This is a genomic window from Nocardioides montaniterrae, assembly GCF_054782655.1.
The window spans coordinates 159,577-172,482 of record NZ_BAAGSB010000002.1; the positions used below are offsets into that span (position 1 = coordinate 159,577).

At 71.7% G+C, this 12,906-nt stretch carries 12 protein-coding genes; 4 read left to right on the forward strand and 8 right to left on the reverse strand.

Going from position 1 to position 12,906, the window contains the following annotated elements:
- Nucleotides 1-10: 10 nt before the first annotated feature.
- Nucleotides 11-847 (reverse strand): septum formation family protein, encoded by an 837-nt coding sequence (locus tag ACYVJ3_RS04185; RefSeq protein WP_460851254.1) that lies wholly within the window; start codon nucleotides 845-847, stop codon nucleotides 11-13.
- A 111-nt stretch (nucleotides 848-958) separates the two neighbouring features.
- On the opposite strand from ACYVJ3_RS04185, the gene fbaA reads away from it, so the two are divergent.
- Nucleotides 959-1,981, forward strand: a complete 1,023-nt coding sequence (gene fbaA, locus ACYVJ3_RS04190) for a class II fructose-bisphosphate aldolase (protein ID WP_460851255.1) — start codon at nucleotides 959-961, stop codon at nucleotides 1,979-1,981.
- Nucleotides 1,982-1,988: 7 nt separating this feature from the next.
- The gene (gene ilvA / locus ACYVJ3_RS04195; protein ID WP_460851256.1) at nucleotides 1,989-3,227 is read left to right on the forward strand and encodes a threonine ammonia-lyase IlvA; all 1,239 of its coding nucleotides are present in this window, start codon (nucleotides 1,989-1,991) and stop codon (nucleotides 3,225-3,227) included.
- A gap of 246 nt (nucleotides 3,228-3,473) precedes the next feature.
- On the opposite strand, the gene ACYVJ3_RS04200 is transcribed toward ilvA, so the two are convergent.
- Genes ACYVJ3_RS04200 through ACYVJ3_RS04220 form a run of 5 tightly spaced genes read right to left on the reverse strand, consistent with a single transcriptional unit; the run spans nucleotide 3,474 to nucleotide 8,939 of the window.
- Nucleotides 3,474-4,985 (reverse strand): MDR family MFS transporter, encoded by a 1,512-nt coding sequence (locus ACYVJ3_RS04200; protein WP_460851257.1) that lies wholly within the window; start codon nucleotides 4,983-4,985, stop codon nucleotides 3,474-3,476.
- Nucleotides 4,986-5,039: 54 nt separating this feature from the next.
- Complete coding sequence (locus ACYVJ3_RS04205) at nucleotides 5,040-5,636, reverse strand: TetR/AcrR family transcriptional regulator (protein ID WP_460851258.1); 597 nt, start codon at nucleotides 5,634-5,636, stop codon at nucleotides 5,040-5,042.
- Between the two features lie 4 nt (nucleotides 5,637-5,640).
- The gene (locus tag ACYVJ3_RS04210) at nucleotides 5,641-6,771 is read right to left on the reverse strand and encodes a hypothetical protein (RefSeq protein WP_460851259.1); all 1,131 of its coding nucleotides are present in this window, start codon (nucleotides 6,769-6,771) and stop codon (nucleotides 5,641-5,643) included.
- Nucleotides 6,768-8,264, reverse strand: coding sequence for an FAD-dependent oxidoreductase (locus ACYVJ3_RS04215; RefSeq protein ID WP_460851260.1), 1,497 nt, complete (start codon nucleotides 8,262-8,264; stop codon nucleotides 6,768-6,770). Before ACYVJ3_RS04215 ends, ACYVJ3_RS04210 begins: the two co-directional genes overlap by 4 nt.
- A gap of 57 nt (nucleotides 8,265-8,321) precedes the next feature.
- Complete coding sequence (locus ACYVJ3_RS04220) at nucleotides 8,322-8,939, reverse strand: class I SAM-dependent methyltransferase (protein ID WP_460851261.1); 618 nt, start codon at nucleotides 8,937-8,939, stop codon at nucleotides 8,322-8,324.
- 35 nt (nucleotides 8,940-8,974) lie between these two features.
- Here ACYVJ3_RS04220 and ACYVJ3_RS04225 point away from each other — a divergent pair, with 35 nt between their 5' ends.
- Both ACYVJ3_RS04225 and ACYVJ3_RS04230 read left to right on the forward strand, forming a co-directional pair.
- Nucleotides 8,975-9,388, forward strand: a complete 414-nt coding sequence (locus ACYVJ3_RS04225) for a DUF3151 domain-containing protein (RefSeq protein ID WP_460851262.1) — start codon at nucleotides 8,975-8,977, stop codon at nucleotides 9,386-9,388.
- Between the two features lies 1 nt (nucleotide 9,389).
- The gene (locus ACYVJ3_RS04230; RefSeq protein WP_460851263.1) at nucleotides 9,390-9,716 is read left to right on the forward strand and encodes a hypothetical protein; all 327 of its coding nucleotides are present in this window, start codon (nucleotides 9,390-9,392) and stop codon (nucleotides 9,714-9,716) included.
- A 7-nt stretch (nucleotides 9,717-9,723) separates the two neighbouring features.
- Here ACYVJ3_RS04230 and ACYVJ3_RS04235 read toward each other — a convergent pair whose 3' ends face one another.
- On the reverse strand, nucleotides 9,724-11,142 hold the full coding sequence (locus tag ACYVJ3_RS04235) for a diguanylate cyclase domain-containing protein (protein WP_460851264.1): 1,419 nt from the start codon (nucleotides 11,140-11,142) through the stop codon (nucleotides 9,724-9,726).
- The gene (locus ACYVJ3_RS04240) at nucleotides 11,139-12,884 is read right to left on the reverse strand and encodes a putative bifunctional diguanylate cyclase/phosphodiesterase (protein ID WP_460851265.1); all 1,746 of its coding nucleotides are present in this window, start codon (nucleotides 12,882-12,884) and stop codon (nucleotides 11,139-11,141) included. Before ACYVJ3_RS04240 ends, ACYVJ3_RS04235 begins: the two co-directional genes overlap by 4 nt.
- Nucleotides 12,885-12,906 lie beyond the last annotated feature (22 nt).

The window sequence follows — 12,906 nt, forward strand, 5'->3', positions numbered from 1 at the left end:
GGGTCCGGCGTCAGCTCGTCCGCTGCGGCAGGCACACCGCGTAGCGGTCGCCGATGGTGAACAGGTGTCGCGTCCGCGGGGCGATGTAGAAGTAGGACTTCGTCGGGAACCGCTGCCCGCAGACGCGGCGGGCGAAGCGCTGGGCGGCGGTGGCGCCGTTCCACGCGCCCATGCGGATGCTCGCCGCCGCGCGGAACTGGTGAGGCTTGCTGCACGGGACGTACCGGTAGTCGGCCGAAGCGCCCTGCCGGCAGATCGTCTCGCGGTCCGACAGACTCGCGTCGATGGCCGCTGAGGTGGGCAGTGCCGCGAGCCGCTTGGCCCCGGCGATGAGCACGAGGTCGCACCTGACCCAGCGCGCACCGGCGTCCCACTGCTTGACGGTGGGGAGGTACTCCGTCGGTGTGTAGAGGCTGCGCAGGAAGGTCGCCCAGCCACCGACCCGATTCGCGACCGCTTGCACGCAGCGGACGGAGGCCTTGGCCAGCAGGGCGTCCGGCTGGGAGCGGTCGTCGTCGCGGTTGAGCAGGACGGCGGTGACCGTCAGCGACTGGTGCGCCTGCGCGCACGGCACCGGAGCGTCCGGATCGGTCTTGGCGTTGAACTCGTCCCAGGTCAGCGCGTGGCAGCTGCCGGCCGCCGGAGGGATCGCCGGGTCGGGCGTGGGCGTCGGGGTGGGAGTGGGCGTCGGCGTGGGCGTCGGGCAGGCCGGCTGGAGGAGCCCGCCGCAGGTGCCGGCCTGGGCCGGCTGGGGCGACAGCACCGACCCGGCCCCGACGAGCAGGATCGCCAGCAGGGCGAGGGCGGTGAGGGCGGCGGCGTACAGGCCGACTCGGAACGAGTGCATGAGGTATCCCCGGAACGTTGGGCTCGACAACGTCCGGAGCGTAGGCCGGTGTGGCGATCGCCGCAGCGGTTCGCGGAACTTCGGCAGCAGCGCTCGGGCTAGGGTGATTCCATGCCGATCGCCACTCCCGAGAAGTACGCCGAGATGCTGGCCGCCGCCAAGAGCGGCACGTTCGCCTTCCCGGCGATCAACGTCTCCTCGTCGCAGACCCTCAACGCCGCCCTGCAGGGCTTCGCCGAGGCCGGCTCCGACGGCATCATCCAGGTCTCCACCGGGGGCGCCGAGTACCTCTCCGGTCCCACGGTCAAGAACATGGTGGCCGGATCGGTCGCCTTCGCGGCGTACGCGCAGGAGGTGGCCAAGAACTACCCCGTCAACATCGCGCTGCACACCGACCACTGCCCGAAGGACAAGCTCGACGGCTTCGTGCGCCCGCTGCTGGCGCTGTCGACCGAGCGGGTCAAGAACGGCGGCCTGCCCTACTTCCAGAGCCACATGTGGGACGGCTCGGCCGTGCCGCTGGACGAGAACCTGCAGATCGCCGAGGAGCTGCTCGGCCTGTGCGCCGCGGCCAACGTCATCCTCGAGATCGAGGTCGGTGTCGTCGGTGGCGAGGAGGACGGTGTCGTTGGCGCGATCGACGAGAAGCTCTACACGACCCCGGAGGACGCGATCGCGACCATCAAGGCGCTCGGTTCCGGCGAGAGCGGCCGCTACCTGACCGCGCTGACCTTCGGCAACGTGCACGGCGTCTACAAGCCGGGCAACGTCAAGCTCCGTCCCGAGGTCCTGCTGCACGCGCAGGAGGCCGTCAAGGAGCTCACCGGCAAGGACCGCGCCTTCGACTTCGTCTTCCACGGCGGCTCCGGCTCGCTCCCGCAGGAGATCGCCGACGCGGTCTCCTATGGCGTGGTGAAGATGAACATCGACACCGACACCCAGTACGCCTTCACCCGCCCCGTGGCCGATCACATGTACCGCAACTACAGCGGCGTGCTCAAGGTCGACGGCGAGGTCGGCGACAAGAAGACCTACGACCCGCGTGCGTGGGGCAAGGCCGCCGAGGCCGGCATGGCTGCCCGTGTCGTCACGGCGTGCCAGGACCTCAGCTCGGCGGGCAAGTCGATCGGCTGATCACTCGGTGGTCGAGCTGCTCGAAACCGTCGGCGGTACGCCGCTGCAGCCCTCCCCGCGCCTCTCGGCACTGACCGGGCTCGACGTCTGGCTCAAGCGCGAGGACCTCACGCCCGTGCGGTCCTACAAGGTGCGCGGCGCGCTGAACGTCATCTCCTCGCTCTCGGACGCCGAGCGTGAGGCGGGCGTCGCGTGCGCGTCCGCCGGCAACCACGCGCAGGGTGTCGCCTACGCCTGTGCGCAGGCCGGCGTACGCGCCACGATCTTCCTGCCCGGCACCACCCCGCGGCAGAAGCGCGACCGGGTCGCCGCGCTCGGCGGGGCGCACGTCGACGTCGTCATCGCCGGTGAGACCTACGACGACTCCGTCGTGGCCTGCGCGGAGTTCGCCTCCGCCTCCGGCGCGACCGTGATCCCGGCCTTCGACCACCCGGGCGTGATCGCCGGACAGGGGACGGTGACCGCCGAGATCCTGGCCGAGCTGTCCGCGGCCGGTCGCACCCTCGACGCGCTCGTCGTACCGGTCGGCGGCGGTGGCCTGATCGCCGGTGCGCTCGGGCAGCTGCGTGCGCACTCGCCCTCGACGGTGGTCGTGGCGGCCGAGCCTGCGGGCGCGGCGTCGCTCGCCGCCGCGCTGGACGCCGGTGCGCCGGTGGACCTCGAGCACGTCGACCAGTTCGTCGACGGTGCCGCCGTACGCCGTGTCGGGGACCTGACCTATGCCGCGATCGCCGAGGCACGGGCCGAGGTCGACGTACGACCGGTGTCGGTGCCCGAGGGCCAGATCTGCGTCGAGATGCTCGACATGTACCAGTCCGACGGGATCATCGCCGAGCCCGCCGGAGCACTCGCGGCGGCCGCGCTGCGCCTGCCGTCCTTGGGGCTCGTGCCCGGGTCGACGGTCGTCGCGGTGGTGTCCGGCGGCAACAACGACGTGTCCCGCTACGCCGACATCGTCGAGCGGGCGCTGGTCTTCGAGGGCCTCAAGCACTACTTCCTGGTGGAGTTCCCGCAGGAGCCCGGTGCGCTGCGGCGGTTCCTCGACGACGTCCTCGGACCCGACGACGACATCACGCTCTTCGAGTACACCAAGCGGAACAACCGCGAGACCGGTCCGGCGCTGGTCGGCATCGAGATGCAGCGCGCCTCCGACCTCGACGGGCTGCTCGACCGGATGGCCGACTCACGGCTCAAGGTCGAGCGGGTCGCCCCGGACTCGCCGCTGTTCGGGTTCGTCGCGGGCTGATCGAGCCCTGTGGTCGGTGGGCGGCCGCGCCGACGCGATGCGGCCGCCTTCGGCGGCCACACAGGTGTGTGTCGTGGGCTCGACTCGTCATCGTGGAGTCTGGTGGTCACCTGGTGACCGTGGGACTCCACGATCTTTGGGCTGAGAGCGATCGGCGAGCACCGCGGCCACATCGGGTGGATCTGTGGTCAGCTGGTGACCACAGATCCACCCGGTCTTGCCCGAGGCGGCCTTCAGCTAGCGGAACTACCCGTGGAGGCGGCCGCCGCGGTGCGGACCGCCGGCTGCTGGCCCGCCGTAGCCCGCGTGCTTGGGCCGCTCGTAGAACATCACCGCGACGAGCCCGACGGCGTAGAGCGCGGCGGGGAGCCAGAGCGCGTCGCGCATGGCGTTGCTGAAGAGCTGGGCGACCGCGGGATTGCCGATCTGCTCGGCGCCGGCGTCGGCGTGTGCGGAGGCGCCGGGCAGGTAGTGGCTCAGCCGGCTGTCCATCAGCACGGCGATGGCGGCGGTGCCGAGGACCGAGCCGACCTGGCGCGTGGCGTTGTAGACGCCGGCTCCCGCGCCCGCGAGGTGCAGCGGGAGGTTGCGGTTGGCCGTGGCGGCGGTCGGCGCCCAGATGAAGGCGTTGCTGACGCCGATTAGGATGAACGCGCCCCAGATCTCCCAGACGGGCACGCCCGGATCGATGCGGGAGATCAGCAGGAGGAAGCCGACCAGGCCGATGCCGAAGCCGAAGCCCGTGACGGCGCGCGGGTGCAACCGGTCGGTCAGCCCGCCCACGAACTTGGCCAGGATGATCGACATCACGGCCATCGGCAGCGTGAGCAGCGCGGCCTCGGTGGGAGAGTCGCCGCGGACGGCCTGGGCGTAGAGCATCAGCGGGAAGCCCCAGGAGGTGCCGAGGGCGCCCATGCAGGCGATCGCGGTGTTCGACACCGAGAAGTTGCGGTCGCGGAAGAGGTTGAGCGGCACCAGCGGCTCCGCCGTGTTGAGCCGCTGCCAGACCAGGAAGACCACGAACAGGACGATGCCGCCGACGATCATGGCGACGATCCAGCCGGCCCAGTGCTTCTGGTGGCCCTCCTGGATGCCGAAGCAGAGCAGGAACATGGCCGCGCCGGACAGCGCGACGCCCGCCCAGTCGAAGCGGTGCGGGTTGGTCGGCAGGGCGGGCACCCGGCGCACCGCCGCGATGAAGGCGACCACGCCGACGGGGATGTTGACGAAGAAGATCCACTCCCACCCGAGGTGGTCGGTCAGCACGCCGCCGAGGATCGGCCCGACCACCATCGCCACGCCCGCGGTCGCGCCCCACACGGCCATCGCCGCGCCCCGCTGGGCGACCGGGAAGATGCGCGTGATGATCGCCATCGTCTGCGGCGTCATCATCGAGGCGCCGAAGCCCTGGAGGATCCGCGCGGCGATCAGCCCGCCGATGGTGGTGGTGAAGCCGCACCAGACCGAGGCGCCGGTGAAGACGACCAGGCCGGCGAGGTAGATGTACTTGGAACCGAAGCGATCGCCGAGCCGTCCGGTGATGAGCACCGGCACGGCGTACGCCAGCATGTAGGCGCTGGAGACCCAGACGACCTGGTTGACCGTGGCGTGGAGGTCCTCGATGATCGTCGGCGTCGCGACCTGCACGATGGTCAGGTCGACCAGGATCATGAAGAAGCCGATGACCAGGGCCCACAGCGCGGGCCACGGGTTGGTCTCGGTGGTCGCGCCGGGTGCGGCGGTCTGGCTCTGGGTCACGGCCTCAGTCAACACCGGCGCGCCGACATTCGTTCCCGATCGGGGCGCGGCGGTTCAGCGCGGGGTGAGCGCCGGCACCAGCCACCGCTCGAGGAACGCGCGCACCTCGGCCTCGGGCCGCTGGTCGTCGCCGCTGTTCAGCATCGAGATCAGCAGCCGCAGGATCGCCTCGGCCAGGCCCGGCAGGTCGTCCTCGGTGACCCCGCCGAGCGACCAGTCGACGGGGAAGCGGCGCAGCATGAGCGCGCCGTACTCGAGCGTCTCCGGCGACGTGGCCGCGCGGCTGAAGGTGCCGGGGTCGCCGAGCTGGAGCAGCAGGTTGAGCCGGGTGTCGCCGGGCACCGTGCGCAGGCAGAAGAGGAAGCCCTCGACCACCGCCTCCGCCGGCTCGGTCCACCCCGCCAGGTGCGCGACGAGCCGGTCGACGAAGGCATCCGCCCCCTGCGCAGCGACCTGCCCGATGACCTCGTTGAGGCTGCCCGCGTGCCGGTAGACCGTCTGCCGGGTGACGCCGAGCTCGCTCGCCACGTCGGACAGGGTGGTCTTGGCGACGCCGTACCGGTCGATGCACCGCGCGGTCGCGTCGATGATCCGCTGCCGCGCCTCGGTGTCGGTCGCCGGCGGGTTCCCGCCCCAGCCGTGTGCACCCATGGCGTCAGGCTGTCACAGCACGCGGCCCGGGACGCTGCCGCGTCGCGCGGTACGCCGCGAGCACGAACCAGCCCGAGGCGAGGATGCACGCCGCGGCGTACCAGGCGCTGCCGACGGGCGCGCCCGACGAGGTGACCCCGTCGGTGGCGTCGAGGAGGGCGGGCAGGGCCACGGCCCAGAGGGCGACGTGCACGCCGAGGTACGCCGCCGGGTAGACCCGCGCGAACCACGGCGATGCAACGCCGCCTCGCGTGCCGGCCCAGGTACGCCGGGTCGCGTCGGCCAGCAGCCAGAGACCGACCGCCCACAGCGCGCCGAGCAGGATCCAGACGAGCGTGCGCTGCAGCGTGTGGGAGCCGTCGGCGCTGGTGCCGACGCGCGTCGGCGCGGCGCCGACCACCATCAGCACGGGCGTGAGCACGCCCGCGGCGAGCGTGCGCAGCGCGACCTGTCGCCCGGTCAGCGACCCCCGACCCGCTCGCGGCCCCATCAGTCGCACCACCAGCCAGACCAGGATCCCGAAGGAGACCGAGGCGTAGACCCACATGCTGTTCATCGGCACCGAGGCGAACATCGGCTGGTTGACCGCGTTGTCGGTGTTCCACGCCCACCACCGCCACTGCGGTCCGAGCTGGTCGAAGGTCTCGTAGAAGACCTGCGAGGCGAATGCCGTCGCCAGCGCACCGACCAGCGGCCCGCGCTTCGCGAAGATCCCGAGCGCCCGGACGACCTCGTAGGTCAGCTGGGTGATGACGGTGTAGAACGCCACGATGTAGAGCGGCAGCCGGTCGTACATCAGCTGCACGGTGAACACGTTGTGGCTGAAGATGAAGCCGACGTACTTGTCCAGCCCGAACCACGACGGGAAGTAGAGCGGCGGCTCCACGACCGCGAGGTAGATCAGCGAGCCGCACCAGAGCGCGATGTTGACCGGGTCGCCGTGGCGGCGCCAGCGCCGCCACGCGTGCACGAACGCGAAGACCGACCCGCTGATGATGAGCAGCTCGAGCACCGGGAGCGTGCCGTTGGCCAGGTCGAACGGGTTGCGGAAGGTGATGAACGCGTTGGCGTGGTCGCAGTCGAACCCCAGGAAGGCCGCGACCCGCTGGGCCGCCGGCTCGCAGGTGTAGCTCATGCGTCGACCAGTGCGGCGTCCGGTCGAGCGGCTCCGGGCGTGTAGTCGGTGCCGGGCGGGTCGAGGGCGAGGTCGAAGCCGGCGGGGATCGTCGTACGTCCCAGCCGTGCGCGGACCTGGTGGCGCACCAGGCCGTAGAGGAAGCGTGGGTCGCGCATCATCTCCTTCATCGACCGGTCCAGGTTGAAGACCGCGGTGAACATCTCCTCGACGTAGGAGTCCTCGCGGGAGGCGGCGGTGATCGCGTTGAAGATCGGCCACGAGAACCGGGCCATCAGCTTCCGCCGCCAGGCCGCGACGGTCTCGGTGCCGGTCGCGACGTCGTAGGCCTGGTCGCGGGCCATCGCCAGCATCCACGGCACGTCGAGCGACTCCTTCTGCCGGGCGAGGAAGTCGGCGAAGAAGGCGGTGTCAAGTGAGTCGCGCGAGGCGAGCAGGTCGGCGAGCACCAGCGCGGAGCGGGCGGCCGAGCTCATGCCCTGGGCGTAGAACGGGTTGAAGCCGCAGATCGAGTCACCGATCGACACCAGCCCCAGCACGGGGGAGTCGAGGAGGTCGTAGCGGCGCCACTTGTTGCCGGTCGAGCGGGTCAGGTGGACCTCCGAGATCGGGGTGCACGCGCGCGTCGCGGCGCCGAACGTCGGGGTGCGGACGCGGTCGACCGACGCGACGAACGTGTCCGGCTTGCGCGCCATCTCCTGGCCCCACGAGCCCATGCAGACGATCGCGCGGTTGCCCTCGATGGGGAAGAAGTTGGCGAGGTAGTCGTGCTCCTCGGGGTGCGGGCCACGCGCCTGGGTCGGGGTGATGACGAGGTGCTTCCACCACCAGGACGCCGGTTGGGAAGCCGGCTCGGGCAGCTCGTACCAGCGGGACGTGTAGGTGACCTTCGCGTCCAGCGTGCGCTCCGGTACGCCGGCCCAGCCCGCCTGCGCGAGCCAGTCGGCCACCGACGAGCCGCGGCCCAGGCAGTCCACGACGAGGTCCGCGGCCAGCACCTGCGGGTCGCCGGCGGCGTCGGCGTACCGCACTCCGATGACGCGCCCGGAGGAGGTGCCGCCGGCCTCGGTCACGAGGCCGTCGACCGAGACGCCCTCGCGGATCTCGACGTTGGCCAGGGTGCGGACCTGGTCGCGCAGCACGCGCTCGATGAGGATCCGCGAGCTGTAGACCATCGTCATGGTGCTGGTCTTGCGCGGCGCCCAGCCGTCCTTCTCGGCGTACGCCGCGTCCATCGACGGCATCAGCAGCCGGCCGCCGGCGCCGATGAGCGCCTCCTCGAAGCCGGGGAAGATCGTGCCGATCGCGCGGCGCCCGGAGTTGAGCACGAAGTGCGGGTGCTTGCTCTGGGGTACGCCGCGGCGGTGCTCGGCGTCGGCGGGCAGCAGGTCCCGCTCGAGCACGACGACCTCGTCGAAGTGGCGGGCCAGGACGCCGGCCGAGCAGAGCCCGGCGACGCTCCCGCCCAGGACGACGGCGGTGGTGCGGCTCATCGAATCTCCCTCATTCATACACAGGACGTCTCAATGTATGAATGAAGGAGGGGGCCGTCAACCCCCGAGGACGCCGGAGTAGACGTAGCCGGCGAACCGCGGCCCCTGGATGTACGCCACCTCCAGCCCGCCGGTGTCGAAGGCGTCGAAGGCGCCGAGGAGCGCGGGGACGTCGCGGTCGAGGTGGCACCCGCCGGCGAGGGCGCCCCACACGGGGTTGAGCCGGCGCTGCCACGCCCGCACCGAGGCGTCGGGCGCGCGCCCGTGCTCGCAGACGATCAGCTGCCCACCCTCGGCCAGGACCCGCTTCATCTCGGCGACCGCCGGCACCGGGTCGGGGATCGAGCAGAGCGTGAAGGTGCAGACGACGGTGTCGACCGAGCCCGTGTCGAGGGGCAGCCGCTCCGCCGACAGCGGCAGCACCTGGAGGTCCAGCCCGGCCTCGTGCGCCCGCCGCTGTGCCTTGGCGTGCATCTGCTGGGCCGGGTCGACCGCGACGACCTCGGTCACCGCGGAGGTGTCGTAGAACGGCAGGTTGTGGCCCGTGCCGATGCCGATCTCGAGGACCCGGCCGCGTGCCTGCGGGACCAGTCGGGCGCGGTGCTGCTGGACCGGGCCGATGCCGCACGCCTTGTCGATCATGGTCGGCAGCACCCAGCGGTCGTAGGGGTTCATGGACCCGATTCAACCCGGCGCGGCAGGATGGCGCCATGACCGGAATCGACCTGATGGCAGGCCCGCCGCCCACGCACCTCCCCATCGACGTCGCCGCCGAGGCGATCGCGAGCGGTGAACGGCCGGCGGACGTCGTACGCCGCTTCCCGGCCTCGCCGCTCGCCTGGGCGACCTTCGCCGAGCAGGCCTCGTCCGACGACGCCGACCCGGTGACGGTCTACGCCTACGCCCGCGTCGGCTACCACCGCAGCCTGGACCTCCTGCGCCGCAACGGCTGGAAGGGCAACGGCCCGGTCCCGTGGGAGCACGAGCCCAACCGCGGCTTCCTCACCTGCCTGGCGCTGCTCGCCAAGGCCGCTCGTGTCATCGGCGAGACCGACGAGTGGGAGCGCTGCTCGGCGTTCCTGCGCGACTCCAGCCCGACGGCGTACGACGAGCTCCTAGGCTGACGTGCTGCCCCGGCTCGGTCCGCGCACATGGTGGGTCTACCTCGCGCTCGACGGGCCGCGCACCAGCGCGGACCTCTCGCGCGACGCCGGGATCGTCGAGGAGTCGATCGTGGGCCATCTCCGCAAGCTGGAGAAGGCCGGCCTGGCGCGCCATCTGGACGAGCCGGGCGCGACGCGGCTGTGGGAGCGGGCGCGCGAGCTCGACCACGCCGACACCTACCGCGTCGTCGGGAAGGTCCAGCGCGGCCACCTGATGGAGCCGCCGGACACTCTCCTGCCGGAGCGCGGGGACACCACGGAGGTCCCCTGGTGGCGTCGCTGGGTCTGAGCCGGTCTCACCGCGGAGCGGACGCCGAGCCGGCGCTCATGACCCGCGACCGGTGGACCACGTACCGGCCACGCCCGCTGTTCTTGGCGACGTAGAGGGCCTCGTCGGCGCGCACCAGCGCGGCACCGGTCGTGCGCTGCTCGGGTGGTAGGTCGCCGAACCGGGCCACCCCGACGGACCCGCTGATCCCGAGCTCGGAGGGCAGCTCGCAGTCGCGGCCCGCTTCGGCGACGGTCCGCACGACGTCCCGCGCGATCTGCTCGAGCGCCGCCGGACCGGCGTCGCAGAGCATCACGGCGAACTCGTCGCCGCCGAGCCGGCTCACCGCCCCGGTGTCCCGGACGAGATGACCCAGCCCGTTCGCCACGGCGACGAGCAGCCGGTCGCCGGCCGGGTGTCCGGCGGCGTCGTTGACCGCCTTGAAGTGGTCGATGTCGACGATCATCAGGGCACCGGCGACCGGTCGGTCGACACCGAGCCGCGCCAGCACCTCGGCCAGCTCGCTCTCGAACCGCCGCCGGTTCCAGATGCCGGTGAGCGGGTCGTGGTCGGCCAGCTGCCGGGCGCGCTGCTCCGCCTCGCGCAGCTCGGTCTGGATCCGGCCGCGCTCGACCTCGAGCCGGTGGGTCGACTCGGCGGTCACCGTGACGACGATGAACAGCAGGATGATCATGCTGGCGACGAAGGTCGCGGTGCCGAGGTTGGAGCCGAACCAACCCGAGCGCAGGCCGAGCTCACGCAGCAGGCCGAGAGCGGGTGGGGCGATCAGGACAGGCGGCAGCACCCGGCGTACGACGGTCCCCGTCAGCCCGCCGTCCCACAGGTGCACCAGCGGCCGGCAGTGCGCATGCCTCGCGCTCACCCCGATCGCCAGGAGGCCTATCGACACCGCGCCGGTCGCCGAGATGCCGGTGCCGCCCCTGACCGCGGTGAGCTCAGGGGCCTGGAAGATCCAGCCGAGCTCGAACAGTCCCGCAGCGCTCACGAAGGCCAGCGCGACGGCCGCACCGATGTCGCTGGTCCGGCGGTGCCGGCTGCCGGCGAGCAGTCGGTTGGCGCCGAAGAGCACCAGGGCGATCGCCATCTGCGGCGAGGGACGACCGGGGTCATGGGCGCTGAACGGATCGCGCACGATCAGCTCGTCGATGCCGAGCGTGGCGCCGCCGATCCACTCGACCAGGGTGGCCGACCCGATGGCTGCCGGGACCAGGGCGAGCCAGCGTGCCACGCGCCCGCGGCTGGTCAACGACAGCCCCGCGAACATGCAGCCGACCGCTGAGTTCGCCTTCATCGTCGACAGGCGGGGCGCCGTCGCGCCGAGGACCTCGAAGTGGCGCAGCCAGCCGGTCAGCATCAGGCCGGCCAGCACGACCACGACGAGGCCGGCGTACCGGGGGACGCGGTCGACCCATCGGGGCGGGGTCACTGGCCGACCGTCCAGGTACGGCGCATGTCCGCGGCATCGCCGACCGCAAGCCCCCTGCCGTAGCGGAATCCTTGGACCTCGTCGCAGCCGCGCGCCCGCAGGTACTGCTCCTGCTCGGCGCTCTCGACGCCCTCGGCGACGACCACCATCCCCAGGGCGTGCGCCATGCCGATGATGGCGTCGACGACCGCGGCGTCGTCGTCGACGCTGCTGATCGGGGCCACGAAGGAGCGGTCGATCTTGATCTTGTCGACGGGGAACCGGGTCAGGTAGGCGAGGCTGGAGTAGCCGCAGCCGAAGTCGTCGACGATCACCTGGATCCCGGCGGCCCGCAGGCGGTGCAGCGACGAGGTCGCCTCACGGTTGTCCTCCAGCAGGATGCCCTCCGTGATCTCGAGGCCGAGCTGGTTCGGCTCGAGGCCCGCGTCCTCGAGGGCGGAGAAGACCTGGGCGCACCAGTCCGGCGCGTGCAGCTGCCGCGGCGAGACGTTGACCGCCAGGCGCAGCGGCATGTCCAGCGCGCGCTGCAGGGTGGCCATGTCCACGCACGCGGTGCGCAGGACCCACTCGCCGAGCCGCAGGATCAGGCCGCTGTCCTCGGCGACGGGGATGAACCGGTCGGGCGAGACGGTGCCGAGATCGGGGCTGGTCCATCGGGCCAGCGCCTCGAAGCCGACCAGCTGACCGGTCAGGAGGTCGAACTGCGGCTGGTAGACCACCCTCAGCTCGTCGGCCGCGATCGCTTGGCGCAGCGCTCCCGACAGGGCCAGCTTCTCGTTGACCTCCTCGACCATGGCGTTGTCGAACCAGCGCAGGTCATCGCGCCCCGAGGCCTTCGCGCGGTACATCGCGACGTCGGCGTGACGCAGCATCGTCGCCGGCGTACCGCCGTCGCGGGGGTACGACGTCGCGCCGACGCTCGCCGTCACCGCCACGTCGTAGCCGTGGATGTCGATCGGCGCGCGCAGGGCGGTCAGGAGACCCTCGATCCGACGGGTCAGCTCGCTGTCGTCGGCCTGTCCCTCGAAGGCGATGGCGAACTCGTCGCCGCCCAGGCGGGCGGTCAGGTCGGTGGCACGCACGCACGACCGGAGCCGCTCGGCGACCACGAGCAGCAGGTCGTCGCCGCTGTCGTGGCCGAGGGTGTCGTTGATCCGGCTGAAGTGGTCCAGGTCGAGCAGCAGCAGGGTGAACCCCGCGCCGCGGCGGTCGGTGCGCGTGATGAGCGTGTCCAGGTGCTCGAGGAGCCCGGTGCGGTTCGGCAGGCCGGTGAGCTGGTCGTGGCGCAGGATGTGCTCGAGCTGGTCGGCCTGCCGGGCCGCCTCTGCCGCCTCCTGGCCCCGACGCCGTTCGGTGATGTCGATGATCGAGGCCAGCACGTACGCGCGATCGGTGATCGTGATCGGGTTCAGGCCGATCTCGATGGGCATCTCCGTGCCGTCCTTGCGAACGCCGTACAGCTCGCGGCCGACACCCATCGCCCGCCTGCTCGGGTGGGCGAGGTACGCCTCGCGGTAGCCACGGTGCGCGGCGCGTGAGGCGGCCGGGACCAGGTGGTCGACCTGGAGCGCCAGCAGCTCGTCGCGGGAGTAGCCGAAGCTGCGCTCCGCCTCGGAGTTGACCATCACGATGCGGCCGTCGGCGTCGACCAGCACCATCGCGCTCGGCACCGCCTCGATCAGCAGCCGCATGCGGTCGTCGAGACGGTCGTCGACGGGAACGGGCGGGCTCTCGGGGTCCATGACGGCTCCTTCGGTCTCCGAG